Annotated in this window: 19 protein-coding genes; 11 read left to right on the top strand and 8 right to left on the bottom strand. The window is 66.7% G+C overall.

What is annotated here, in order from left to right; genetic code table 11:
• Positions 1 to 304: 304 nt before the first annotated feature.
• Entirely contained in the window at positions 305 to 1,564 is a 1,260-nt protein-coding gene (gene fabV / locus ABH900_RS03715) for an enoyl-ACP reductase FabV (RefSeq protein WP_429621381.1), read from the top strand.
• Between the two features lie 118 nt (positions 1,565 to 1,682).
• Here the strand turns inward: fabV and ABH900_RS03710 are convergent, their stop codons facing one another.
• From ABH900_RS03710 to ABH900_RS03700, 3 genes are all read right to left on the bottom strand, one after another.
• A complete protein-coding gene (locus ABH900_RS03710) occupies positions 1,683 to 3,752 on the bottom strand; it encodes an EAL domain-containing response regulator (RefSeq protein WP_429621379.1) in 2,070 nt (689 codons plus the stop codon).
• A gap of 91 nt (positions 3,753 to 3,843) precedes the next feature.
• Positions 3,844 to 5,028, bottom strand: a complete 1,185-nt coding sequence (locus ABH900_RS03705; protein ID WP_429621377.1) for an NAD(P)/FAD-dependent oxidoreductase — start codon at positions 5,026 to 5,028, stop codon at positions 3,844 to 3,846.
• A complete protein-coding gene (locus tag ABH900_RS03700) occupies positions 5,025 to 5,573 on the bottom strand; it encodes a YaeQ family protein (RefSeq protein WP_429621375.1) in 549 nt (182 codons plus the stop codon). The genes ABH900_RS03705 and ABH900_RS03700 overlap by 4 nt, the downstream gene beginning before the upstream one ends.
• A 124-nt stretch (positions 5,574 to 5,697) precedes the next feature.
• Here ABH900_RS03700 and ABH900_RS03695 point away from each other — a divergent pair, with 124 nt between their 5' ends.
• Complete coding sequence (locus tag ABH900_RS03695; RefSeq protein ID WP_429621373.1) at positions 5,698 to 6,567, top strand: pseudouridine synthase; 870 nt, start codon at positions 5,698 to 5,700, stop codon at positions 6,565 to 6,567.
• Between the two features lie 15 nt (positions 6,568 to 6,582).
• On the opposite strand, the gene ABH900_RS03690 is transcribed toward ABH900_RS03695, so the two are convergent.
• Positions 6,583 to 7,071, bottom strand: coding sequence for a YaiI/YqxD family protein (locus tag ABH900_RS03690; protein WP_429621371.1), 489 nt, complete (start codon positions 7,069 to 7,071; stop codon positions 6,583 to 6,585).
• Positions 7,072 to 7,373: 302 nt separating this feature from the next.
• On the opposite strand from ABH900_RS03690, the gene ABH900_RS03685 reads away from it, so the two are divergent.
• The 4 genes from ABH900_RS03685 (at position 7,374) to ABH900_RS03670 (ending at position 11,211) form a co-directional block, all read left to right on the top strand.
• Positions 7,374 to 7,583, top strand: coding sequence for a cold-shock protein (locus ABH900_RS03685; RefSeq protein ID WP_005416210.1), 210 nt, complete (start codon positions 7,374 to 7,376; stop codon positions 7,581 to 7,583).
• 199 nt (positions 7,584 to 7,782) lie between these two features.
• Positions 7,783 to 8,472, top strand: a complete 690-nt coding sequence (locus ABH900_RS03680) for a glutathione S-transferase family protein (RefSeq protein ID WP_429621369.1) — start codon at positions 7,783 to 7,785, stop codon at positions 8,470 to 8,472.
• Between the two features lie 32 nt (positions 8,473 to 8,504).
• Positions 8,505 to 10,070, top strand: coding sequence for a protein adenylyltransferase SelO (locus ABH900_RS03675; protein WP_429621367.1), 1,566 nt, complete (start codon positions 8,505 to 8,507; stop codon positions 10,068 to 10,070).
• 604 nt (positions 10,071 to 10,674) lie between these two features.
• Positions 10,675 to 11,211: an adenine phosphoribosyltransferase gene (locus tag ABH900_RS03670; protein ID WP_429621365.1), complete on the top strand. Its 537-nt coding sequence runs from the start codon at positions 10,675 to 10,677 to the stop codon at positions 11,209 to 11,211.
• A gap of 78 nt (positions 11,212 to 11,289) precedes the next feature.
• Here ABH900_RS03670 and dbpA read toward each other — a convergent pair whose 3' ends face one another.
• Both dbpA and ABH900_RS03660 read right to left on the bottom strand, forming a co-directional pair.
• Positions 11,290 to 12,666 carry an ATP-dependent RNA helicase DbpA gene (dbpA, locus tag ABH900_RS03665; protein WP_429621364.1) on the bottom strand — a complete coding sequence of 459 codons (1,377 nt, stop codon included), beginning with the start codon at positions 12,664 to 12,666 and terminating at the stop codon, positions 11,290 to 11,292.
• 183 nt (positions 12,667 to 12,849) lie between these two features.
• Positions 12,850 to 13,929, bottom strand: a complete 1,080-nt coding sequence (locus tag ABH900_RS03660) for a YeiH family protein (protein ID WP_429621362.1) — start codon at positions 13,927 to 13,929, stop codon at positions 12,850 to 12,852.
• 102 nt (positions 13,930 to 14,031) lie between these two features.
• Between ABH900_RS03660 and ABH900_RS03655 the strand changes: the two genes are divergently transcribed.
• Both ABH900_RS03655 and ABH900_RS03650 read left to right on the top strand, forming a co-directional pair.
• On the top strand, positions 14,032 to 14,907 hold the full coding sequence (locus ABH900_RS03655) for a LysR family transcriptional regulator (protein WP_429621360.1): 876 nt from the start codon (positions 14,032 to 14,034) through the stop codon (positions 14,905 to 14,907).
• Between the two features lie 358 nt (positions 14,908 to 15,265).
• Entirely contained in the window at positions 15,266 to 17,146 is a 1,881-nt protein-coding gene (locus ABH900_RS03650; protein ID WP_429621358.1) for an ATP-binding cassette domain-containing protein, read from the top strand.
• A gap of 129 nt (positions 17,147 to 17,275) precedes the next feature.
• On the opposite strand, the gene ABH900_RS03645 is transcribed toward ABH900_RS03650, so the two are convergent.
• Both ABH900_RS03645 and ABH900_RS03640 read right to left on the bottom strand, forming a co-directional pair.
• Positions 17,276 to 17,737 (bottom strand): c-type cytochrome, encoded by a 462-nt coding sequence (locus ABH900_RS03645; RefSeq protein ID WP_429621356.1) that lies wholly within the window; start codon positions 17,735 to 17,737, stop codon positions 17,276 to 17,278.
• 9 nt (positions 17,738 to 17,746) lie between these two features.
• Positions 17,747 to 18,136 carry a c-type cytochrome gene (locus ABH900_RS03640; protein WP_429621354.1) on the bottom strand — a complete coding sequence of 130 codons (390 nt, stop codon included), beginning with the start codon at positions 18,134 to 18,136 and terminating at the stop codon, positions 17,747 to 17,749.
• A gap of 205 nt (positions 18,137 to 18,341) precedes the next feature.
• On the opposite strand from ABH900_RS03640, the gene ABH900_RS03635 reads away from it, so the two are divergent.
• From ABH900_RS03635 to ABH900_RS03625, 3 genes are read left to right on the top strand one after another with little or no spacing between them, the layout of a single operon-like run.
• Positions 18,342 to 19,487, top strand: a complete 1,146-nt coding sequence (locus ABH900_RS03635; protein WP_429621352.1) for an efflux RND transporter periplasmic adaptor subunit — start codon at positions 18,342 to 18,344, stop codon at positions 19,485 to 19,487.
• On the top strand, positions 19,484 to 23,005 hold the full coding sequence (locus tag ABH900_RS03630; RefSeq protein WP_429621350.1) for an efflux RND transporter permease subunit: 3,522 nt from the start codon (positions 19,484 to 19,486) through the stop codon (positions 23,003 to 23,005). Before ABH900_RS03635 ends, ABH900_RS03630 begins: the two co-directional genes overlap by 4 nt.
• Entirely contained in the window at positions 23,002 to 26,085 is a 3,084-nt protein-coding gene (locus ABH900_RS03625; RefSeq protein ID WP_429621348.1) for an efflux RND transporter permease subunit, read from the top strand. Before ABH900_RS03630 ends, ABH900_RS03625 begins: the two co-directional genes overlap by 4 nt.
• Positions 26,086 to 26,300: the final 215 nt, after the last annotated feature.

Genomic DNA, 26,300 nt, shown 5'->3' with positions numbered 1-26,300 from the left:
GGGGGGGGGGGGGGGGCCCCCCCCCCCCCCAAACCCCCCCGGGGGGGGGCCCGGGCCCCCCCCCCGGCCCCCCCCGGCCCCCCCCCCCCCCCACCGCTCCGCCACCCACGGGAAACCCGCTTTTGCTCCGGCTCTGGCTTGTAGCGGGTGCAGGGTGCAAGCCTGCAAAACACCACCACCCTACGGCAGCGTCGGTTGTGCATTCGGCCCACGCGCACTACGATCCTGCGGTTCGCGCGCGCAGGCGCGCACCCGTATTCCTGCTGAGCGCCCCGTGCGCCGCATCTGCCAACCCGAGGTATCCATGGTCATCAAACCGCGCGTCCGCGGCTTCATCTGCGTCACCACCCACCCGATCGGCTGCGAGGCCGCGGTCAAGCAGCAGATCGACTACATCCGTGCGCGCCCGCCCATCCAGAACGGCCCCAAGCGCGTGCTGGTCATTGGCGCCTCCACCGGCTACGGCCTGGCCGCGCGCATCACCGCCGCCTTCGGCAGCGGCGCAGCGACCCTGGGCATCTTCTTTGAGCGTCCGGGCAGCGAGACCAAGCCTGGCACGGCGGGCTGGTACAACTCGGCGGCCTTCCACAAGTACGCCGACGAAGCCGGCCTGTACGCCAAGAGCATCAATGGCGATGCCTTCTCCGATGAAGTGAAGGCCAGGACCATCGAGATGATCAAGGCCGATCTCGGCCAGGTCGACCAGGTCGTCTACAGCCTGGCCGCACCGCGCCGCAAGCATCCGAAGACCGGCGAAATCATCAGCTCCACGCTGAAGCCGATCGGTGAGCCGATCATCCTGCGTGGCCTGGATACCGACAAGGAAGTGCTGACCGAAACCCACCTGCAGCCGGCCACCCCGGAAGAAATCGCCGGCACCGTAGCGGTGATGGGCGGCGAAGACTGGCAGATGTGGATCGATGCGCTGGCCGATGCCGGTGTGCTGGCCAACGGCTGCACCACCACCGCCTTCACCTATGTGGGCGAAGAGATCACCCAGGCGATCTACTGGAACGGCTCGATCGGTGCGGCCAAGAAGGACCTCGATACCAAGGTCCTGGGCCTGCGGGAGAAGCTCGCGAAGATCGGCGGCGATGCCCGCGTGTCGGTGCTGAAGGCGGTGGTCACCCAGGCCAGTTCGGCCATTCCGACCATGCCGCTCTACCTGTCGCTGCTGTTCAAGGTGATGAAGGAAAAGGGCACCCACGAAGGCTGCATCGAACAGCTGGATGTGCTGTACGACATCCTCTACGGCGGCAAGACCGACGGCGTGGCAATCGACCGTCTGCGACACGATCTGGTCGATGCAGATGGCCTCAGCGTCGCACTGGTCGATGAGGAAGGCCGCCTGCGTGCCGACTACAAGGAAATGGCGGCGGACGTGCAGGGCAAAGTCGTGGCGCTGTGGCCGCAGGTCACCAACGAAAATCTTTACGAGATCAGCGACCTGGCCGGCTACAAGGCCGACTTCCTGCGCCTGTTCGGCTTCGGTGTGGAAGGCGTCGACTACGAGGCCGACGTCAATCCGGACGTGAAGATCGACAACCTGGTCGACATGACCTGATCAACGAAAAGGCCGGCGCAAGCCGGCCTTTTTCTATGGGTAGCGCCGGGCCATGCCCGGCGAGCGTAGTGGTTTGCCAGCCATCCGCCGGGCATGGCCCGACGCTACCGGCGAGGCATCAACCAAACTCGAAGTTCATCACCGGCAGTGCGGGGCCGACAAAGTCGCCCTGCACATAGTCCACGCCGGCGCTGAACAGCAGGGTCATCGAATTGGCGTCGCTGACGAACTCGGCGATGGTGCGGATGCCGGCGTCCTGTGCGCGCGCGGTGATCTGGCTGATGCGGTCGATGTTTTCGCGGGTGGCGGCCAGGTCGCTGGTGAAGCCGCGGTCGAGCTTGAGGAACTGTGGCTGGAAATGGGCCAGCAGCTGGAACGAATCCAGCCCCGAACCGAACTGCTCCAGGCCGATGCGGCAGCCCAGCGGCGCTACGGCAGCCAGGAACTGCTGGGCACTGCGCAGATGGGTGAACACCTTCGCCTCCGGCGCATGCAGCCACAGTCGTTCGCCAGGCACGCCCTGCGCCTGCAGCTCGCGATTCAGGGTAGCCACCATCTGCGGGTCGTCGAATGACTCTGGCGTCACCTTCACCAGCACCTGGCTGGCGTTGCCTTCACGTGCGCGTTGACCGAGTACCGTGATGGCCTGCGAGACCACCCAGCGATTGATGTCGGCCAGAAGGCCGTGCTCTTCGGCGATGCCCAGGAATGCGGTCGGGCTGAGCAGCTCGCCGTTGTGCTCCAGGCGCAGGTAGGCCTCATACAGTTCCAGCGGCTCGCCCTGCAGGTTCAGTACCGGCTGGTAGTGCAGCTGGAAGCCGTCGCCGGCCAGTGCTTCACGGATGCGCGCGACCCAGCGCTGCACGCGCTCCTCCTCGACGCGATCGGCCGCGGCCGGGTCGAAGATGCGGCAGGTGTTGCCCAGCTCGGCCGCAGCCTGCGTGCACTCGCTGGCGCGCGCCAGTACCTGGCCGATGCTCGCGATCTTCTCGCCGACCTGCACGCCGCCGATGCTGACCGTCACCGTGGCCGAGCGTGCGCCGATGCTGAAGACGTGTGCGGCATAGGCTTCGCGGATGCGCTCGGCCAACGCCACCGTCTGCGCGTACGGGCCGGCCTGCAGCACGGCGAAGTTGTGCTCGCCGAAGCGGGCCAGCTGTGCGTCTTCGCCTACCACCTCGGCCAGCAGGGCGGCGAGGGCGCCGATCAGGGTATCGGCCGAGGCCAGTCCGATGTCCGGCAGCAGGCGCGCGTAATGGTCCGGCTCGATCAGCAGCAGGCCGAACTGGCCTTCGCTGCGACCGGCCTGGGCGACCGCGCTTTCCAGCTGCAGCATGAAGGTCGGGCGGTTGAGCAGGCCGGTGACCTGGTCGCGCTGGCGCAGGTCCTCGACCTCGCGTGCCAGTTCCGGGTCGAACTCCATGCGACGGCGGAGCACCACCTGCAGGCAGGACTCGCCTTCGTAGGTGGCGGCTGCGAATTCCATGGTGGCCGGGAACGCGCTGCCATCTTCGTGGCGTGCATCAAGCTGGTATTGCGGAGGCGGCGCCTCGCCACGGCTGAGGCCCTTCAGCAGCTGCTTGAAGCCCTCCACGTGCTGGGCCGCGACCATGTCCAGCAGTGAGATCCCTTCGATGTCGTCGAAATGTTCGTAGCCGAACATCTCCAGATAGGCGTCGTTGGCGCGGATATGCATGCCTTCGTGCACATAGGCGATGGGGTCGCGCGAGGAGGCGATCAGTGCATCGCAGCGGCGTTCGGTCTCACGCATCTGCGCCTCGATGCGGCGCAGTCCCCGCCGTGCCTGCAGGTCGACCCACTGGTCGCGGACCACCGCGAGCAGGTGCTCGGGGCGCTGGCGCAGCGCCAGCGCGCGGATGCCGTGGCTGCTGGCCTGTACCAGCTCGTCCTCGTCAATGCGCTCGGCCAGCAGCACCAGCGGGATGTCCTTGCCGCTGGCGGCGATGTGCTGGGCCGCCAGTTGCAGCGGGATGCCCTGTGAGGGCGAGGCCAGCACCAGGTCGATGGCCTGGTTGGCCAGCACCTGGGCCAGCTCGGCCGCGTCCTGCGGGCGCCACGGACGCACCGCGATGCCGCTGTTGCGCAGGGTGCTGACAATGGCTTCGGCATTCTCGCCGCTGTCATCGACGATCAGCAGGCGGATGGTGATGTCGTTCGCGTTCTGCATGCACTGTTCCCCAATCTGCAAATCTAGATACACGATGCGCGGCGAACCGTCCATGCGCGCACCCCGTGCACGCACCGAACGGCGATCTGGTTCACACCACGCCACCGGCGGCGTGGCCACTGGCCCAGGCCCACTGGAAGTTGTAGCCGCCCAGCCAGCCGGTCACGTCCAGCACCTCGCCGACGAAGTGCAGGCCAGGTACGCGCTTGGATTCCAGTGTCGAGGACGACACCTCGGCGGTGTCCACCCCACCCAGAGTGACTTCGGCCGTGCGATAGCCTTCGGTACCGCTGGCCACCAGCGGGAACGCACCCAGCAGCTGCGCGGCCTGACGCAGTACCGGCTCGTCCAGCTGGCGTACCGGCCGGTCGGGCAGCCAGTGTTCGCACAGGCGCTGGGCCAGCCGCTTGGGCAGTACCTCGCCCAGCACCGTGCGCAGTTCGGCGGCGGGACGATCGCGTTTCATCTGGCGCAGCCACTCGCCGGCATCCTGGCCGGGCAGCAGGTCCAGCTCCAGCGCATCACCAGGCTGCCAGTACGAGGAGATCTGCAGGATGGCCGGCCCACTTACGCCGCGGTGGGTCAGCAGCATGAAGTTCTGGAAACTCTTTCCATTGCAACGCGCCTCGATCGGCAGCGCGACGCCGCTGAGGTCGGCCAGCCGCTCCTGGTGCGTGCCGCTGAGGGTCAACGGCACCAGGCCGGCGCGGGTCGGCAGCACCTGGTGGCCGAATTGCCGCGCGATCTCGTAACCGAAGCCGCTCGCACCCATGCTCGGAATCGACAGGCCGCCGGTGGCCACCACCAGTGAGGCACAGTGGAACAGTCCGTGGGTGGTATGCACGCGGAAACCGTCGCTGCCGTGCTCGATGCGCTGCACGCTGCACTCGGTGCGGATCTGCACGCCAGCTGCCTGGCATTCGTCCACCAGCATCTTCACGATCTGCTTGGACGAGATGTCGCAGAACAGCTGGCCCAGCTCCTTTTCGTGGTACGCGATGCCGTGCTTGTGCACCAGCTCGATGAAGTGCCAGGGCGTGTAGCGCGCCAACGCCGACTTGCAGAAGTGCGGGTTGGCCGACAGGAAATTGGCTGGCGTGGTGCCGGTGTTGGTGAAATTGCAGCGTCCGCCGCCGGACATCAGGATCTTCTTGCCCACCTTGTTGGCATGGTCGATCACCTGCACCTGGCGGCCGCGCTGGCCGGCGGTGATGGCGGTCATCAGCCCGGCCGCACCGGCTCCGATGACCACCACATCGCACCGGATCGTGCTCATGCCTTGGCGCGCTTGCGCCAGGCCGGGATCACGTCGAACTGGTTCTGGTCGTTGAGCAGCTGCACTTCACCGTCCTGGATCAACACGCTCCAGCGCATGGCGCGCTGGATCTGCTGGCCCCAGCGCTCGACGAACCCCCCGTCCAGATCGACCACCGAGAGATTGTCGAAGCGCGCCAGGCCCTTGCCCTGCTTGCTCCACCAGATTTCCGAGGCGTTGCCACCGTAATTGACCACCTGCACCTGGCGGCTGCGGTTGCTGGCCTTGCGGATGCGTGATTCGTCAGGGTGGCCCAGGTCGATCCACTGCAGGATGTCGCCGGTGTAGTCGTGTTCCCACAGGTCCGGTTCGTCATCGGTGCTCAGGCCGCGGCCGAACTCCAGGCGGTCGCCAGCGTTCAGTGCGAAGGCGAGCAGGCGCACCATCAGGCGCTCATCGGTCTCGGACGGGTGCTGGGCCAGGGTCAGGTTGTGCGTCGCGTAATAGCCGCGATCCATATCGCTGATCTGCAGTTCGGCCTTGCGGATGGTGGCGGTAAGAGCCATGGGGGGTCCGTGGACTAAAGACGACAATGATAGAGGTTTGCTCCCGGGGTGTCCGTGGCCGGGCTGTCTGTCCGCGGTCAACGGTGGCACGCTTGCGCTTCTCTCCCCAGCCCCAGTGGACACGATGTTCCTGCCAAGCCGCCTGCAGTTGCCACCTGGCGACTGGATCACCCTGCTGGATGGCCTATGCGCGCGTTTCCCGCGCATCGACCGCGCGCAGTGGCAGGATCGTTTCGCGCGTGGGCGCGTGCAGGACGCGCGGGGCAGGGCGCTGGCGCCGGACATGCCATGGCAGGTCGGGCTGGAGGTCCAGTACTTCCGGGAGGTGGCTGACGAGCCGCTGATCCCCTTTGCCGAGCGCATCGTGCACGTGGATGACCATCTGCTGGTGGCCGACAAGCCGCATTTCCTGCCGGTGACTCCGGCTGGGGGGCATGTTCGTGAAACCCTGCTGGCGCGCCTGGTTGCCCGCACCGGCAATACCGATCTGGTGCCGTTGCATCGCCTGGACCGGCTGACCGCGGGCCTGGTGTTGTTTTCGGTGCAGCCGGCCTCGCGTGATGCCTATCAGCGCCTGTTCCGTGAGCGGCGCATCGAGAAGACCTACGAGGCGCTGGCACCGGCCCTTCCCGGTCGGTCGTTTCCGTTGCAGCGGCATAGCCGGCTGGTGCCGGGCGAGCCGTTCTTCCGGATGGAAGAGGTGGCCGGTGAGGCCAACGCGCGCAGCAGGATCGAGGTGATCGACGCCGAAGGCGCACTCTGGCGCTATCGGTTGCTGCCGGAGACCGGCCGCAAGCACCAGCTGCGCGTGCACATGGCCATGCTGGGGGCGCCGATTGTGGGTGACCCGCTCTACCCGCAGCTGCAGCAGCGGCTGGCGGGCGTGGCCGAGGCGCCCTTGCAGCTGCTGGCACAGGCACTGGCATTCGACGACCCGATGAGCGGGGAGCGCCGGGTGTTCATCAGTGGCCGCTCCCTGCGCCTGCCGGAGTAGCCAGCGCGATGGTGCTCAGCGCGCCGCGCGCCGCGCCAGCCAGCGGTCCAGCTCGGCCGCGAACAGCTGGCGGTCGCGCGGCCCCAGCGGAGGCGGTCCGCCGGTCTGCACCCCCGCGCCGCGCAGTTCTTCCATGAAATTGCGCATCGACAGCCGTTCAGCCATGTTGTTGGGCGTGTACAGCTGGCCGCGCGGGTTCAGCGCCACGGCCTTCTTCTCCAGCACAAGCGCTGCCAGCGGGATGTCCTGGGTGACCACCAGGTCGCCGGCGGCCACCCGCTCGACGATGGCGCTGTCGGCCACGTCCAGCCCCTGCGGTACCTGGATTGAGCGCAGCCAGCGCGAAGGTGGGGTGCGGATCCACTGGTTGGCGACCAGGGTCAGCTCGATTCCGACCCGCTCAGCGGCGCGGAACAGGATGTCGCGAATGACAGTGGGGCAGGCATCTGCGTCCACCCAGATGCGGGGCGAGGCGTGTTCAGCGGGGATTTCGGTTTCAGTCATTTACCCAGTGTAGGGTAGGAAAAACCTGAATGGGGACTCGGAGTTAGCCGCGAAACGCTGCCAACCCTTGTCACGCCTAGGTGCCGCTGTCTTCCCATGAACGTCGGGACTATCGCTTTTTGCAGAAAACACGCGTATCGTTCGACCCACTGTGTTTGCTAGGGTCACCGTGAATCGTGGCCTGGTGCAGTTGATCTCACGATCCACTCATCGATCCGCTTTACCAACGCCTGCAACTCAGTCTCGGCCCCGATACCCGGCGGCTGCGATTTTTTTCAACATGTGTTTCAGGAGTTAGTAAAATGTCGGAACGTCAGACTGGTACCGTCAAGTGGTTCAACGATGCCAAGGGCTTCGGCTTCATCACCCCGGAAAGCGGCCCGGACCTGTTCGTGCACTTCCGTGCCATCCAGGGCACCGGCTTCAAGACCCTGCAGGAAGGCCAGAAGGTTACCTTCATCGCCGTCCAGGGTCAGAAGGGTATGCAGGCTGACCAGGTGCAGGCGGTCTAATCCGTCTGCTACCCCTGGGTAGCCAAAACGCCGGAAGCGAAAGCTTCCGGCGTTTTTTATTGCCTGCTGTTTTTACTGCCCGCTGTCTTGGTGAGTCGAGCTTGCTCGACTGCCGTGCAGAAGCGGTCGAGCACGCTCGACTCTACAAAGGGCATGCAGCCTGCGCGGTAGGATGAACATCCCCCCGAGGATCATCCCCATGCGCATCGTCCACCACTTGGAAAACTCCCGTTCGTTGCGCGTGCTGTGGATGCTGGAGGAGCTGGGGCTGGACTACGAACTTCGTCGCTATCAGCGCGATCCGAAGACGTTGCTGGCGCCGCCGGCGCTGCGCAAGGTGCATCCGCTGGGCAAGTCGCCGGTGCTGCAGGATGGTGAACTGGTACTGGCAGAGTCGGGTGCGATCCTTGACTACCTGGCCGATCGTTACGACACCCAGCGCCAGCTGTCGCCGTCGCCGGTACCGGCCGATGGCGCCGAGCGCATCGCCTACCGCTACTGGCTGCATTATGCAGAGGGTTCGGCCATGCCGCCGCTGCTGCTGACCCTGGTGATTGGTCGTATCCGCAACGCACCGATGCCGTTCTTCGCGCGCCCGATCGCGCACAGCATCGCCGACAAGGCAGAACGCGGTTTCATCGGCCCGCAGCGACGGCTGCACCTGGACTGGATGGAGCGCCGACTGACCGAAAGCCCCTGGTTCGCGGGCGAGCGCTTCAGTGCCGCCGACATCCAGATGAGTTTCCCGATCCAGGCCGCGGCGGCGCGCGGCGGTGGCCTCGACGACATGCCAGCCCTGCGCGGATTCCTCAAGCGCATCGGTGAGCGCCCGGCTTACCAGCGTGCCGAGGCGCACGGCGGCCACCTGCAGGCGCTGAGCGGCAATTGAGCCGGGCGGCGGTCGCCCCCATCTCCACGGTCATGGACACCAACACCCCTCGTTTCGACAACCGCCTGTTGCACGCCTTGCCGGGCGATCCGGAGTCGGGCCCGCGCCGGCGCGAAGTGCGCGGGGCGGCCTGGTCACCGGTGATGCCGACGCCGGTGGCGGCGCCGACCCTGCTGGCATGGTCGCCTGAGGTTGCTGCGATGCTCGGTTTTGATGTTGCCGAAGTACACGGCGAGGGCTTTGCGCGCGTGTTCGGCGGCAATGCGCTGTATGCCGGCATGCAGCCATGGGCGGCCAACTATGGTGGCCATCAATTCGGTCACTGGGCGGGCCAGCTTGGCGATGGCCGGGCGATCTCGCTGGGCGAACTGGTCGCAGCCGATGGCCGGCACTGGGAACTGCAGCTGAAGGGGGCCGGGCCGACGCCTTACTCGCGTGGAGCCGATGGCCGCGCGGTGTTGCGTTCGTCGATCCGTGAGTTCCTGTGCAGTGAAGCCATGCACCACCTCGGCGTGCCGACCACGCGGGCGCTGTCGCTGGTCGGCACCGGTGAGGACGTAGTGCGCGACATGTTCTATGACGGTCACGCGCGTGCCGAGCCTGGCGCCATCGTGTGCCGGGTGGCGCCGTCGTTCCTGCGCTTCGGGTCGTTCGAGCTGCCTGCGTCGCGCGGCGAAACCGCGTTGCTGCAGCAACTGGTCGATGCCTGCATCGCCCGCGACTTCCCGGAACTCGAAGGGCAGGGCGAGGCTCTGTATGCCGACTGGTTCGCGCAGATCGCGGTGCGTACCGCCGAGATGATCGCGCACTGGATGCGGGTCGGCTTCGTGCACGGCGTGATGAACACCGACAACCTGTCGGTGCTTGGACTCACGCTGGATTACGGGCCCTACGGATGGGTCGAGGACTTCGATCCGGAGTGGACACCGAACACCACCGACGCGCAGGGCCGGCGCTACCGGTTTGGCACCCAGCCGCAGGTGGCGTACTGGAACCTGAGCCGGCTTGCGCAGGCGCTGTCGCCGCTGTTTGCCGACGTCGCGCCCCTGCAGGCGGGGCTGGCCGCGTACCAGTCCACCTTCGTTGCCTGCACGCGTCGCGATGCCGCCGCCAAACTCGGTCTGGCTGCCGCTGACGACGAGGATCTGCAGCTCTACCTGCGTTGGCAGCAGCTGATGCAGGACGGTGCCATGGACATGACCCTGGCCTGGCGCGCGCTGATGCGGATCGATCCTGCCACTCCCGATGCGGCAGTGCTGGAGGCGGTCTACTACGACGAGGCGCGCCGGCAGGCGGTGCAGGCGCCTCTGCAGCAGTGGTTGCAGGACTACGCGACGCGGTTGAAGGCCGATCCGCTGTCGGCCCGCGAACGCACCGCGAAGATGGCGGCGGCCAACCCGCTGTACGTGCTGCGCAACTGGCTGGCACAGGAAGCCATCGACCGCGCCGAGCAGGGCGACCTCGGTGGTGTGCAGGCACTGCAGGATGTACTGCGCGATCCGTACACCGAGCGCGCGGGACTTGAGCACTTTGCCGGCAAACGCCCGGCCTGGGCCGACAACCGTGCCGGCTGCTCGATGCTGTCCTGCAGTTCCTGAGAGTGGGGTTCGGCCGGGCGGCGCCCGGCACCTGCAGAGGCCAGATCAAATGCCAGAGCAGAAGCTCGATTCCGTGGCTTGGCGCGGCGGTGTCGGATTGCGGGGGCGCCGTAAATCCGTCCATGGAGGCTTGGCAGCCGCATCCATGCGGCTGACACCCCGCAATCCGACACCGCCCCACCTTCGACAGTTTCCGGCAGCTGTTGGTGGGTGTCGACCGTGGTCGACACGGTAGATCCACGCCATGCGTGGATGCTCTTCGTTCAATTCTCGAAATATTCGATTTCGATAGAGATTCATCCACGCATGGCATGGATCTACGACAGATCGCAGGAAACTGTCGAAGGCGGGGTGGGTCCGGTTGCGGGGGCGTGAGCGCCATGGATGGCGCGACCGAGCCTGCATGGACGTATTTACGGCGTCCCCCGCAACCGGACCCGCCCCGCCATCCCACGGAATGCCCGCTTTTGATATTGGCGTTGCCGTTGCCGTTGCCTTGGCTTGAAGCCTCTGCGGGTGCCGGGCGCCGCCCGGCGGAGACCCCCAACAGGCAGGCGGCGTCCGGAACAGGTACCCTATGCCGCCATCAGATAGCCAATTTGACATGACCGACGCCCTCGTCGCTCCGCAGTGGGCCTCCCGCCTGCGCGACATCGCCGACTTCCCCAAGCCCGGCATCCTGTTCAAGGACATCATGCCGCTGCTCGCCCACGGCGAGGACTTCCGTGGCGCGATCACCGCGATGGCCGACCGCTGGCGCGACCAGAAGCTGGACGCGGTGGTGGGTATCGAATCGCGCGGCTTCATCCTTGGGGCCGCGATGGCGCTGGAACTCGGCGTGGGCTTCGTGCCGGTGCGCAAGCCGGGCAAGCTGCCGGGCCAGGTGCTGCGCGAGGAATACACGCTGGAATACCGCAGCGACTGCATCGAAGTGCACGCCGACGCACTGCCGGCCGGTGCCCGCGTGGCGATCATCGACGATGTGCTGGCCACCGGCGGAACGCTGGGCGCCGCGCTGTCGCTGGTGCGCCGCCTGGGCGTTGACGTGGTTGGCGCTGGTGTACTGGTCGAGCTGGACGGCCTCGGTGGTCGTGCGCGCTGGGAAGCAGGTCTGCCGCTGCACACCGAACTGGTGTTCTGAGTCTGTCGCCGGGCGTGGCCCGGCGCTACACACGGCATGCAGGTAGCGCCGGGCCATGCCCGGCGACCACCTTGCCGATCACATCATCCGCACGCGGAAACGGCGGCCCTTGATCTTGCCGGCTTCCAGCTTGGCCACGGCCTTGTTGGCCTGCTCACGCGCGATGGCCACGTAGGAGCGGGTCGGGAAGATCGCAATCTTGCCGATGAACTTGCTCGACAGGCCGGCGTCGCCGGTCAGTGCACCGAGGATATCGCCCGGGCGCAGCTTGTCGGTCTTGCCGCCATCGATACGCAGGGTGCGCATCGCCGCCTGCGGCAGCTCGGCCGGGCGCGACGTCGCCAGCGGCGTCTTCTGCCAGTCCAACGGCTGCCCCATCTGTGCTTCGATCGCCTCGGCGCGGGTCTTCTCGCGGCCGGCCACCAGACTGATTGCCAGGCCACTGGCGCCCGCGCGACCGGTGCGGCCCACACGATGCTGGTAGCTCTCCACGTCGGTCGGCAGTTCGTAGTTGATCACCGCCGCCAGTTCTTCCACATCCAGGCCGCGTGCGGCGACGTCGCTGGCCACCAGCACGTTGCAGCTGCGGTTGGCCAGCAACAGCAGCACTTCCTCGCGGTCACGCTGCTCCATGTCGCCATGCAGGGCCAGCGCCGAGAAGCCGAACTGCTGCAGCGAGTTCGCAACTTCGTCCACGTCCTTGCGGGTGTTGCAGAACACCACCGCCGATTCGGGCGTGTACTTCAGCAGCAGGCCGGCCAGCGCCTTCTGCCGATGCGCCGGTTCCACCTCGCAGAACAGGTGGCGGATGGCCGGGGCCTGGTCGGCGCCTTCCACCGTCACTTCCACCGCATCACGCAGCAGGTCGCGCGCCATGGCGCGGATGCTGTCGGGGAAGGTGGCCGAGAACAGCAGGCTCTGTCGATCCTTGTGGGTGCGGCCGGCGATCTCGCGGATGGGTTCTTCAAAGCCCATGTCGAGCATGCGGTCGGCTTCGTCCAGCACCAGCGTGCGCACCGCGCCCAGGTTCAGCGCGCGCTTGCGCGCCAGTTCCTGCACGCGGCCGGGGGTGCCCACCACGACGTGCGGGTCATGGCCTTCCAGCGAGGCCAGCTGCGGACCCAGCGGCACGCCGCCCACCAGCAGCAGCACCTTCAGGTTGGGGATGCCGGTGGCCAGCTTGCGGATCTGCTTGCCGACCTGGTCGGCCAGTTCGCGGGTCGGGCACAGCACCAGCGCCTGCACGCGGATCAGGCTGGGGTCGATGGCCTGCAGCAGGCCCAGGCCGAAGGCGGCGGTCTTGCCGCTGCCGGTCGGCGCCTGTGCGATCACATCGCGGCCATCGAGGATGGCCGGCAGGCTCTGTGCCTGCACGGGGGTGAGAGTGGTGTAGCCGAGGGCATCCAGGCCGGGCTGCAGGGCCGGGCTCAGCGGCAGGGTCGAGAAGTCAGTCATGGCGCATTGTACCTGTGCCGGTGGCCGGTCCCGCTTCGGGTCCTTCATCCACGCATGGCGTGGATCTACCGGGCCTTCATCCACGCATGGCGCGGATCTACTGGACCTTCATCCACGCATGGCGTGGATCTGCCGGGGAGGTGGGCCCTGGGGTTTCAGTAGATCCACGCCATGCGTGGATGCTCAGCCCAACACCGCCAGCACACCCTGATGGATCGCCAGACCGCCGAACAGCAGCCAGACGAACAGGATCAGCGCCAGCAACAGCGGCTTCAGCCCGGCCTGGCGCAGGGCCGAGACGTGGGTGGTCAGGCCCAGCGCGGCCATCGCCATCGCCAGCAGCACGGTATCCAGCTGCACCAGCCCAGCATGCAGGCCGGCCGGCAGCAGCTGCAGCGAGTTGAGGCCGGCCACGGCGACGAAACCGAAGGCGAACCACGGCACGACGATGCGTGCCTTGCTGCCGTCGGCGCTGGCCTTGCTGCCACGAGCCAGCCACAGTGACAGGGCGATCAGGAAGGGGGCCAGCAGCATCACCCGCACCATCTTGGTGATCACCGCCGTATCAGCAGCGGGCTCGCTGATGGCACGGCCGGCGGCCACCACCTGCGCGACCTCGTGCACAGTGGCACCGGTGAACAGGCCATACTGCCGTGCATCCATGGCCAGCCAGCCGTGCGACTGCGCCAGCGCATACAGCGCGGGGTAAAGGAACATCGCCAGCGTACCGAACACCACCACCGTCGATACCGCCACGGTGACCTGCGCGGCGCGGCCACGCACCACCGGCTCGGCGGCCATGACCGCGGCGGCACCACAGATCGCACTGCCGGCGCCGATCAGCATCGCCGCTTCACGTTCCATCTTGAACACGCGCACGCCCAGCCAGCAGGCCAGGCCGAAGGTGCTGGCGACCACCAGTACGTCCATCAACACGCCGCTGACGCCGACGTGGCCGATGTCCTGGAAGGTCAGGCGCAGGCCGTACAGCACGATGCCGGCACGCAGCAGCCAGTGCTTGGAGAAGCCGACGCCGGCCGCACTGCGCGGCGCCAGGCGCGGGTAGAAGGTATTGCCGACCACGATGCCGGCCACGATGGCCACGGTCAGCGCGCTCAGGCCGTGCGCCTGCAGCCAGGGCAGCTCGGCCAGGTACAACGACGCCGCCGCCACCAGGCCGACCAGCAGCAGGCCGGGCAGGCGTGGTTGCCAGCGTTGGCGCAGGGCGGGCAGGGACCAGGGGGAGAGGGCGGGGGCGTTCATGGCAGGCGCAGGGCTGGGGCGACGGTGCAAGCGTGCGCCTGTGCAATCGACCTGTAAAACGAATTATATTGGTGAAATCTACCTATAAACAGGGTATGCAGGATGCGCCTGACACTGCGCCAGCTGCAGGTCTTTGTCGCCATCGCCGACCACGGCAGCACCACCGCCGCCGGTCAGGCCATCGCGCTTTCGCAATCGGCCAGCAGTGCCGCACTGCAGGAACTGGAGGCGCACTTCGGTACCCCGCTGTTTGACCGCATCGGTCGCCGTCTGGCCCTGAACGGGCACGGGCGCGCCTTGCTGGAGCCGGCCCGCGCCCTGCTGGTCAATGCCGCCGACCTGGAGCGGCAGCTGGCCGCGGGCGGGGATCCGGCGCAGGGTGCGCCGCTGCGGTTGGTGCTGGCGGCCAGCACCACCATCGGCAACTACCTGCTGCCGCCGCGCATCGCCGAGCTGCTGCGACAGGCGCCGCAGGCCGAGGTCGATCTACGCATCGACAACAGTGCCGGTGTGGTCGCAGCGGTCCAGCGCCTGGATGTGGACGCCGGGTTGATTGAGGGGCCCTGCCACGAACGCGGCCTGCGGGTGACCGCCTGGCAGCAGGACCCGCTGGTGGTCGTTGCTGCCGCTGATACCCCGGCGCAGTGGACGCTGGATGAACTGCGCCGCGCCCGCTGGCTGCTGCGCGAGCCTGGCTCCGGCACCCGTGAGGCCGTGGAGCAGGCGCTGCTGCCGCACCTGCGCGGTTTCGCCCAGACCCTGCAGCTGGGCAACACCGAAGCGATCAAGCAGGCCGCCATCGCTGGCCTCGGCCTGGCCTGTCTTTCGCGCCACGCGCTGGAAGAGCCGCTGGCCCTGGGCCGCCTGCGCGTGCTCGAGACTCCGCTGCCCGCCCTGCAGCGCACCCTGTGGCTGGTCCGCCACCCCGGCAAGCAATGGCTGCCGGGGTTGCAGGCGTTGTTGGGGGACGTGGGGTAATCCATCAGATTCCCAGTCGATTCAATCCATCGACAGTTCTTGTAGCGCTCATCCATGCATGGCTTGGATCTACCGTGTCGACCAAGGTCGACACCCACCAGAGCAGAATGCCGTTCCGGCAGATCGCGGAGAACTGTCGAAGGCGGGGTGGGGCCGGTTGCGGGGGCGTGAGCCGCATGGATGCGGCGACCGAGCCTACATGGACGTATTTACGGCGTCCCCCGCAACCGGCCCCACCCCGCCATCCCTCAGGAAACCAGCTTTTGACGTTGCCGTTGAGGTTGCCGGCCAGCGGCCGGCACTACCGCAGGTGCCGGGTGCAACCCGGCCGACGCCCGCAACCCGCTACAATGGTGGGATGCCTCTGATTACTCTGCAAAACGTCGACTTCAGCGTCGGCGGCCCGCTGTTGCTGGAAAAAGCCGAACTGTCGATCGAGCCGGGCGAGCGTATCGCCCTGATCGGCCGCAACGGCGCCGGCAAATCGACCCTGCTCAAGCTGCTGTCCGGCGATCACAAGCCCGATGACGGAGAAGTCCGTGTGCAGCAGGGCGTGCGCGTCACCCGCCTGGAGCAGGAAGTGCCGCACGGCGCCGCTGGCTCGGTGTTCGACGTCGTCGCCGACGGCCTGGGCGAGCTGGGTCAGTGGCTGGCCGAATTCCACCATCTCAGCCACGCCGAGGTATTCGACGGCGAAGCGCTGGGCAACGTGCAGGCCAAGATCGACGCCGCCAACGGCTGGGGTCTGGACCAGCGTGTCAGCGAAACCCTGACCAAGCTCGACCTCGACGGTGAGGCCGAGTTCGGCCGCCTGTCCGGCGGCATGAAGCGCCGCGTGCTGCTGGCCCGCGCACTGGTATCGAGCCCGGACGTGCTGCTGCTGGATGAGCCGACCAACCACCTGGACATCGAAGCCATCGACTGGCTCGAAGCCTTCCTGAAGGGCTGGAGCGGCAGCGTGGTGTTCGTCACCCATGACCGTCGTTTCCTGCGTGCACTGGCTACCCGCATCGTCGAGATCGACCGCGGCCAGGTCACCAGCTGGCCGGGCGACTGGGCCAACTACGAGCGCCGCCGCGAGGAGCGCCTCAACGCGCAGGCGCAGGAAAACGCCCGCTTCGACAAACTGCTGGCGCAGGAAGAAGTGTGGATCCGCCAGGGCATCAAGGCGCGCCGCACCCGCGATGAGGGTCGCGTACGCCGCCTGAAGGCGATGCGCAACGAGCGATCCGAGCGCCGCGACCTCAGTGGCAACGTCAAGATGGAAGCCGCGCAGGGCGTCAGCTCGGGCAAGAAAGTCATCGACATCAAGGACATTTCGTTCGCCTTCGGCGAGCGCAGCATGGTCCGCGATTTCTCCACGACGATCCTGCGTGGCGACCGCATCGGCCTGATCGGTCCCAACGGCAGTGGCAAGACCACGCTGCTGAAGCTGCTGCTGGGCGAACTGCAGCCGCAGAAGGGCGAGGTCAACGCCGGCACCAACCTGCAGATTGCCTATTTCGACCAGTATCGCGCGGTGCTGCGCGAAGACTGGAGCGCCATCGAGAACGTGGCCGAAGGCCGTGATTTCCTCGAGTTCAACGGCAAGCGCAAGCACGTGCATGCCTACCTGCAGGACTTCATGTTCACCCCGGAACGTGCGCGTGCACCGATCACCCGCCTGTCGGGTGGCGAGCGCAACCGCCTGCTGCTTGCCAAACTGTTCGCGCAGCCGTCCAACCTGCTGGTGATGGACGAACCGACCAACGACCTGGACGTGGAAACCCTGGAACTGCTGGAAGAGCTGCTGGGCGACTACACCGGTACGCTGCTGCTGGTCAGCCACGACCGTGATTTCATCGACAACGTGGTGACCTCCACGCTGGTGATGGAAGGTGATGGCGTGATCGGTGAGTACGTGGGCGGCTACAGCGACTGGCAGCGCTATGCGGCCAGCGTGGCGGCCGTGCCAGCGGTGATGGCTGCCGCCAAGCCGGCCGCTGCACCTGCAGCTGCCGCCGCGACGCCTGCCGCTCCCAAGCGCAAGCTGGCCTACAAGGACGCGCGCGAGCTGGAGCAGCTGCCGAAAACGATCGAGAAGCTGGAAGGCGACGTCGAGGGCCTCACCGCAGCGATGAACGACCCGTCGTTCTACACTCGCAGCAGCGCTGAAGTGACGGCGCACACGCAGCAGCTGGCCAAGGTGCAGGCCGAACTGGACGCCGCGTACGCGCGCTGGGAAGAGCTGGAAGGCTGAGTTCGCCGGGTTCGTGCGGACCAACGGTCCGCACCTGCCGAAGCCGATGCCTGGTAGATCCACGCCATGCGTGGATATCCGTATCGTGCGGACCACCGGTCCGCACCCACCCCAGCGGATGCGCGGCGGTTATTTGACCCCGTGAAGATCGCGCAGCTGGCTCGGCCGGCTGCCGAAATACGCGGCCAGGTCGGCGATGTCCTGATCACTCAGGTCCTTCGCCTGCGGCGTCATCAACATGTGCTGTCGGTCACCGGCACGGTAGGCCTGCAGCGCGTGTGCCAGATAGTCACCGTACTGCCCACCCAGCTTCGGGTAGGTCGGGTCGATTGGCGCATTGCCGTCAGCCCCGTGGCAATCAATGCAGCTCTGGTTGGTGGCCTTGCCCTTTACTTTGGCGCGGGCTTCACCGGCGGCCTCGCGGCCCGTCGGCAGGCCGGCCGATGACGAAGAACCGTGTTCGCCGCTGGCATGCCCCGGGTCGGCGGCGGACTTTTCGCTGTTTTCCACCTGCGACTGCGAACAGGCGGCCAGCAGCAGGGCAACGGACAGGGCGATGGCATGACGCATCGGATGCGCGGCTTTCGACATGGGCGGGCCTTACTTGACGGTGGACAGGTAAACAGAGAGATCGGCGATCTCCTGTTCGCTGAAACTCATCGACTGCGCCTGCATCGTCGGATGCCGGCGCTTGCCCTGACGGTACTCGGTCAGGGCCTGGGCCAGGTACTGCTGGGTCTGGCCGCCGATCTTCGGCACCCGGTAACTGGGGTAGGCGTTCTTGTAGCCGGTGATGCCGTGGCAGCCCTGGCACGTATAGGCCAGCACGCGGCCATTGTCGAAGTTGCCGGTGGGCGCAGCGGGCGCCGGCGCAGCGGCGGGAGCCGGTGCCGGGGCGGATGTGGCAGGTGCAGGAGCGGGCTGTGCGGCGGCCCCAAGGGGCAGGAGGACGGCCAGAGCGAGACAAGCGGCGAGCGGCTGCGGGCGCATGGTGTCTTTTCCGGGGATTCGGGTCTGGTCGTTCCGGCGTGGGGTTCGGAACGACCCGAGTATAGCCTCAGGTTTCATCTAGCTGAAATGGGGTCGGGCCGACCGGTGGCGTGAAGACACCATGACCTTTGGGATATGGTGTTGCCGTGAAGTGGTGCATTACTTTGCTACCACACCTGTCCACGCATCCTCCAGGGACCTGACGATGTCGCACCCAACCTTCCTGTCCGGCCGTCGCAGCGGAATCTGCGCTGCCGCACTGCTGATCTCCACCTCCCTGCTGTTGGGCGGTTGCGCCGCAGGGCCCAATTCCGAAGCGAAGGCCGCCGAGACCAAGGAGGAAAAGAAGGTCGACGCGGTCCCGGTCGAAGTGGCCATGGCCAGCCATCGTGCGGTCGCGGCCAGCTACACCGGCACTGCTGCGCTGGAGCCGCGCGCCGAATCGCAGGTGGTCGCCAAGACCTCCGGTGTGGCGCTGGCGGTGCTGGTCGAGGAAGGGCAACGGGTCAGCGCAGGCCAGCCGCTGGTGCGGCTGGATCCGGACCGCGCGCGCCTGGCCGTGGCGCAGAGCGAGGCGCAGATGCGCAAGCTGGAAAACAACTACCAGCGCGCACAGAAGCTGGTCGGCCAGCAGATGGTCAGTGCCGCCGATGTCGACCAGCTGCGCTATGACCTGGAAAACGTCCGCGCGCAGTACCGCCTGGCCACGCTGGAGCTGTCCTACACCACGGTGGTGGCACCGATCTCCGGCGTGATCGCCTCGCGCTCGATCAAGACCGGCAACTTCGTGCAGATCAACACGCCGATCTTCCGTATCGTCGACAACTCTCGGCTGGAAGCCACCCTCAACGTGCCCGAGCGCGAACTGGCCACGCTGCGCGCCGGCCAGCCGGTGACGCTGGCCGCCGATGCGCTGCCGGGCCAGAGCTTCACCGGCACCGTTGATCGCATCGCCCCGGTGGTGGATTCGGGCAGTGGCACGTTTCGCGTGGTCAGTGCCTTCGATGGCGCCGCGCACGCGCTGCAGCCCGGCATGTTCGGCCGCATCCGCATCGATTACGACCAGCGCGCCGATGCGCTCGTGGTGCCACGCCTGGCGCTGCTCGACGACGGTGAGCCGGCGGTGTTCCGGGTGCGCGAAGGCAAGGTCGCACGCGTTCCGGTCAAGCTGGGTTACGCCGAGGGCCCGTGGGTGGAGATCCGTGATGGCCTGGCGGCCGGTGATCAGGTGGTCACCGCCGGCAAGGTCGCCCTGCGCGACGGCACCGCGGTGCAGGTGATCGCCGATCCGAAGGCGAAGACGGTTGCAGCGGCCGCCAAGCCGGCAGACAAGGCCGGGAGCAAGCAATGACCGCCCCGGGCCACGACCACGGTGCCTCGCCAGCGAGCGATGGCGCCGCCGCCGGCATGCGTGGCGGCCTGGTGGAGTTCGCCACCCGCCGTCGCGTGACCATCGCCATGTGCACGGTCACCCTGCTGCTGTTCGGCCTGATCGCACTGGGCAACCTCAAGGTCAACCTGTTGCCTGATCTGAGCTACCCGACGCTGACCGTGCGTACCGAGTACACCGGTGCGGCGCCGACCGAAATCGAAACCCTGATCACCCAGCCGGTCGAAGAAGCGGTCGGCGTGGTCAAGAACCTGCGCAAGCTGAAGTCGGTCTCGCGCACCGGCCAGAGCGACGTGGTGCTGGAGTTCGCCTGGGGCACCAACATGGATCAGGCCAGCCTGGAGGTGCGCGACAAGATGGAAGCGCTGAACCTGCCACTGGAGGCCAAGGCCCCGGTGCTGCTGCGCTTCAATCCGTCCACCGAGCCGATCATGCGCCTGGTGCTGTCGACCAAGGCTGCCCCGGCCAACGACGCTGATGCGATCCGTGAGCTGACCGGCCTGCGCCGTTATGCCGATGAAGACCTGAAGAAGAAGCTGGAGCCGGTGACCGGCGTGGCCGCGGTCAAGGTCGGCGGTGGTCTGGAAGACGAGATCCAGGTCGACATCGACCAGCAGAAGCTGGCGCAGCTGAACCTGCCGATCGACACCGTCATCAAGCGCCTGAAGGACGAGAACATCAACATTTCCGGTGGTCGCCTGGAAGAGGGTTCGCAGCGCTTCCTGGTGCGTACCGTCAACCAGTTCGCCGACCTGGAGGAGATCCGCAACCTGCTGGTCACCACCCAGGCTGCCAACGGCAGCGCGGCCGACTCGGCGATGCAACAGATGTTCAACATCGCCGCCTCGACCGGTTCGGCGGCGGCCATCGCGGCGGCCTCGGCGGCACAGAGCGCTTCGACCGGCGGCAGTTCCAGCGTGGTCGCCAATGGCGTGCCGGTGCGCCTGAAGGACGTGGCCACAGTGCGCCAGGGCTACAAGGAGCGCGAAGCGATCATCCGCCTGGGCGGCAAGGAATCGGTCGAGCTGGCCATCTACAAGGAAGGCGATGCCAACACCGTCTCCACCGCCGAAGCGTTGCGCAAGCGCCTTGAGCAGATCAAGGGCACGTTCCCGTCCGATGTCGAGCTGACCACCATCGAGGACCAGTCGCGCTTCATCGAACATGCCATCGCCGACGTCAAGAAGGATGCGGTGATCGGTGGTCTGCTGGCGATCCTGATCATCTTCCTGTTCCTGCGCGATGGCTGGAGCACGTTCGTGATCAGCCTGTCGCTGCCGGTCTCGATCATTGCCACGTTCTTCTTCATGGGCCAGCTCGGCCTGAGCTTGAACGTGATGTCGCTGGGCGGTCTGGCATTGGCCACCGGCCTGGTGGTGGACGATTCGATCGTGGTGCTGGAGAGCATCGCCAAGGCGCGCGAACGTGGCCTGGGCATCCTGCAGGCGGCCATTGCCGGTACCCGCGAAGTAAGCATGGCGGTGGTCGCTTCGACCCTGACCACCATCGCGGTATTTCTGCCGTTGGTGTTCGTCGACGGCATTGCCGGCCAGCTGTTCCGCGACCAGGCGCTGACCGTGGCGATCGCCATCGCGATCTCGCTGCTGGTGTCGATGACCCTGATCCCGATGCTCAGCTCGCTGAAGGGACGACCGCCGCTGGCGTTCCCGGAGGAGGCGCCGAACGAAGCGTGGCAGCCGCAGAAGCGCTGGCAGAAGCCGGTCGCGCTGGGCCGCCGTGGCGCGGTCGCCAGCGTGCGTTGGAGCTTCTACGCAGTGGCATGGCTGATCGTACGGCTGTGGCGGGGCGTGGTGGCGGTGGTCGGTCCGGTGATGCGCAAGGCCAGCGACCTGGCGATGAAGCCCTATGCCGGCGCCGAGCGCGGGTACCTGCGCCTGCTGCCTGGCGCTCTGGCCCATCCAGGCAAGGTACTGGGCGTGGCGACGATCATCTTCGTGGCGACCATGGCGCTGGTGCCGATGCTCGGTGCCGACCTGATTCCGCAGCTGGCGCAGGACCGTTTCGAGATGACGGTGAAACTGCCGGCCGGTACGCCGCTGAAGCAGACCGATGCGCTGGTGCGCGAGCTGCAGCTGGCGCATGGCAAGGGGGAGGGCGTGGCCTCGCTGTACGGCGTCAGTGGCAGCGGCACCCGCCTGGATGCCAGCCCGACCGAGAGCGGCGAGAACATCGGCAAGCTGACCGTGGTGATGGAAGGCGGCGGTAACGCACGTACCGAAGCGGCGATCACCGAGCGCCTGCGCGGCACCATGAGCCGGCACCCGGGCGCACAGGTCGACTTCGCGCGACCGGCGTTGTTCAGCTTCTCCACGCCGCTGGAAATCGAACTGCGTGGTCAGGACATGGCGACCCTGGAGGTGGCCGGCCAGCGCCTGGCGGCACTGCTGCGCGGCAATGCGCACTACGCCGACGTGAAGTCGACGGTGGAAGAGGGCTTTCCGGAAATCCAGATCCGCTTCGACCAGGAGCGTGCCGGTGCGCTGGGCCTGACCACCCGCCAGATCGCCGACGTGGTGGTGAAGAAGGTGCGCGGCGACGTAGCCACCCGCTACAGCTTCCGTGACCGCAAGATCGACGTGCTGGTGCGCGCGCAGGAAGGCGACCGGGCCAGCGTGGACAGCATCCGCCGGTTGATCGTCAACCCGGGCAGTACCCGTCCGGTCACCCTGGATGCGGTGGCCCAAGTGGTGGCGACCTCCGGACCGAGCGAGATCCATCGTGCCGACCAGACGCGCGTGGCGGTGGTATCGGCCAACCTGCGCGACATCGACCTTGGCGCGGCCATGCGCGAGGTGCAGCAGATGGTGGCCGAGCAGCCGCTGGGCGCGGGCGTCGGCCTGCACATCGGTGGCCAGGGCGAAGAGCTGGCGCAGGCGGCGAAGTCGCTGATCTTCGCCTTCGGCCTGGCGATCTTCCTGGTCTACCTGGTGATGGCCTCGCAGTTCGAATCGCTGCTGCACCCGTTCGTGATCCTGTTCACCATCCCACTGGCACTGGTTGGTGCGATCCTTGCGCTGATGCTGACCGGCAAGCCCATTTCGGTGGTGGTGTTCATCGGCCTGATCCTGCTGGTCGGCCTGGTCACCAAGAACGCGATCATCCTGATCGACAAGGTCAACCAGCTGCGCGAGGCCGGCGTGGCCAAGCGGGAGGCGCTGGTGGAAGGCGCACGTTCGCGCCTGCGGCCGATCATCATGACCACCCTGTGCACGCTGTTCGGCTTCCTGCCGCTGGCGGTGGCCATGGGCGAGGGCGCCGAGGTGCGCGCGCCGATGGCGATCACCGTGATCGGTGGCCTGCTGGTGTCGACGCTGTTGACGCTGCTGGTCATTCCGGTGGTGTACGACCTGATGGACCGTCGCGGCGATGCCTATTACCGCGAGCGCGGCCGCAAGCATGCCGGTGAAGGCCTGCACGGCAGCGAGGCGGGTGCGGCGGGCGTGGAGGAACCGGCATGAGTGTTGCCGAGTTCTCCATCCGCCGCCCGGTCACCACCATCATGTGTTTCGTGTCGCTGGTGGTGATCGGCCTGATTGCCTCGTTCCGGTTGCCATTGGAGGCGCTGCCGGATATCTCCGCACCGTTCCTGTTCGTGCAGATCCCGTACACCGGTTCGACCCCGGAAGAGGTGGAACGGACCATCATCCGTCCGGTCGAGGAGTCGTTGGCGACGATGACCGGCATCAAGCGGATGCGCTCGTCGGCCACCTCGGAGGCGGCGTCGATCTTCATCGAGTTCAGCGACTGGGACCGTGACATCGCCATCGCCGCCTCGGATGCGCGCGAGCGCATCGATGCGATCCGCAGTGACCTGCCGGACGACCTGCAGCGCTACAACGTGTTCAAGTGGTCCAGCAGCGACCAGCCAGTGCTGAAAGTGCGCCTGGCCAGCACCACTGATCTGACCACGGCCTATGACATGCTCGACCGCGAGTTCAAGCGGCGCATCGAGCGGATACCGGGTGTAGCGCGGGTCGACATCACCGGCGCTCCGCCGAACGAGGTGGAGATCGCCATCGATCCGAACCGGCTCAACGCGCATGGCCTGAGCATCAACGAGCTGAGCGAGCGCCTGCGCACGCTGAACTTCTCGATTTCGGCCGGGCAGATCGATGACAACGGCCAGCGCGTGCGCGTGCAGCCGGTGGGCGAGATCACTGACCTGCAGGAAATGCGCGACCTGGTGATCAACGCCAAGGGCCTGCGCCTGGGCGACATCGCCGAGGTCCGCCTCAAGCCCGCGCGGATGAGCTACGGCCGCCGCCTGGATGGCAATCCCGCCGTCGGCCTGGACATCTTCAAGGAGCGCAGCGCCAACCTGGTCGAAGTCTCGCGTGCGGCGCTGGCCGAAGTCGAGTCGATCCGTGCCGAGGCATCGATGCGCGACGTGCAGATCAAAGTGATCGACAACCAGGGCAAGGCGGTCACGTCCTCGCTGCTGGAGCTGGCCGAGGCCGGTGGCGTCGGCCTGATCCTGTCGGTGACGGTGCTGTTCTTCTTCCTGCGCCATTGGCCGTCGACGCTGATGGTGACGCTGGCGATCCCGATCTGTTTCACCATCACCCTGGGCTTCATGTACTTCGCCGGGGTGACGCTGAACATCCTGACCATGATGGGCCTGCTGCTGGCGGTGGGCATGCTGGTCGACAATGCCGTAGTGGTGGTGGAGAGCATCTACCAGGAGCGCGAGCGTATGCCGGGGCAGCCACGGCTGGCCTCGATCATCGGCACCCGCAACGTGGCCATCGCGCTCAGTGCCGGCACCCTGTGCCACTGCATCGTGTTCGTGCCCAACCTGTTCGGCGAGACCAACAACATCAGCATCTTCATGGCGCAGATCGCCATCACCATCTCGGTCTCGCTGCTGGCCTCGTGGCTGGTGGCGGTCAGCCTGATTCCGATGCTGTCCGCGCGGATGGCCACGCCCAAGCTGGTGCACTCGCAGACCGGCCTGATCGCACGCCTGCAGCGGCGCTATGCACAGCTGCTGGACTGGTCGCTGCGCCATCGTGGCTGGAGCCTGCTCGGCATTCTGCTGGTGGTGCTGGTCAGCCTGGTGCCGATGAAGCTCACCAAGGTCGACATGTTCGGCGGCGAAGGTGGCAAGGACATCTTCATCGGCTACATGTGGAAGGGCGCTTACACCTACCGGCAGATGTCCGAGGAAGTGGCGCGGGTGGAAAACTGGGTGGACCAGAACCGCGAACGCCTGCACGTGAAACAGGTGTACTCCTGGTACAGCGAGCAGGAAGGCAGCTCGACCGTGGTCACCCTGGACGAGAAGTACGCCAAGGACATCAAGTCCCTGCAGGAGGAACTGCGCAAGGGCCTGCCGAAGTCCGCCCGCACCGACTACTTCGTTGGCAACCAGGGCGGCGATGGTGGCGGTGGCGGCGGCAACCAGGGCGTGCAGGTGCAGCTGGTGGGCGACTCCAGCAGCATGCTGCAGGAGATCGGCCAGGAAGTGGTGCCGTTGCTGGCGCAGCGCGCAGAACTGCGTGACGTGCGCATCGACAACGGCGAGAAGGGTGGCGAGCTGAAGGTGCGTGTCGATCGCGAGCGTGCTGCGGCATTCGGTTTCAATGCCGAGCAGGTGGCCAGCTTCGTCGGGCTGGCCCTGCGCGGTGCACCGATGCGCGAGTTCCGCCGCGGCGACAATGAAGTGCCGGTGTGGGTGCGCTTTGCCGGCGCCGAGCAGAGCAGCCCGGAAGACCTCGCTGGTTTCAGTGTGCGTACCGGCGATGGCCGCAGCGTGCCGCTGCTGAGCCTGGTCACCGTGGACGTCGGCTCGTCGGCCACCCAGATCGGCCGCACCAACCGCCAGACCACGTTGACCATCAAGGCCAACCTGGCCGAGAAAATCACGGCACCGGACGGGCGCAAGGCGATCGAGGCGGTGCTCAAGCCGATGAACTTCCCGGCCGGCTATGGCTTCACCTTCGACGGTGGTGATTACGGCAACGATGACGAGGCCATGCAGCAGATGGTGTTCAACCTGCTGATCGCGCTGGTGATGATCTACGTGGTGATGGCGGCGGTGTTCGAGTCGCTGCTGTTCCCGGCGGCGATCATGAGCGGCGTGCTGTTCTCCATCTTCGGCGTGTTCTGGTTGTTCTGGATCACCGGCACCTCATTCGGAATCATGTCCTTCATCGGCATCCTGGTGCTGATGGGCGTGGTGGTGAACAACGGCATCGTGATGATCGAGCACATCAACAACCTGCGGCGCAGCGGCATGGGCCGCACCCAGGCGCTGGTGGAAGGCTCACGCGAACGCCTGCGTCCGATCATGATGACGATGGGCACGGCGATCCTGGCGATGATTCCGATTTCGCTGACCGATACGCAGATGTTCGGCAATGGCCCGGAGTACTCGCCGATGGCGCGCGCGATTGCGGGCGGCCTGGCGTTCTCGACCGTGGTCAGCCTGCTGTTCCTGCCGACCATCTACGCGGTGCTCGATGACCTGCGCACCGCCGTGACGCGGCTGATCCGCCGCGCGCGCGGCCTCGAAAAGGTGGCAGCAACGGCCGCCTAGCGTCGAGCTTGCTCGACTACCGGGAACGACAACGTGTTGTGGTGTGGGGGAGGCCGGTCGTAGTGGGGCGGCCTCCCCCTTTTTTTCGCCGGGCATGGCCCGGCGCTACCCACCACCGCATCGCGGCGTCGCCCGAGCAGGGACTAAGGCATAGCCAAGCCCTGTTGATCTTCGCGACCGGAAACACCGTGCCAACCAAGGTTGGCACCTACCGG

The sequence above is a fragment of the Stenotrophomonas sp. AN71 genome, from assembly GCF_050435725.1.
Lineage (GTDB): Bacteria > Pseudomonadota > Gammaproteobacteria > Xanthomonadales > Xanthomonadaceae > Stenotrophomonas.
This window is presented reverse-complemented; position numbering and strand designations above follow the sequence as displayed.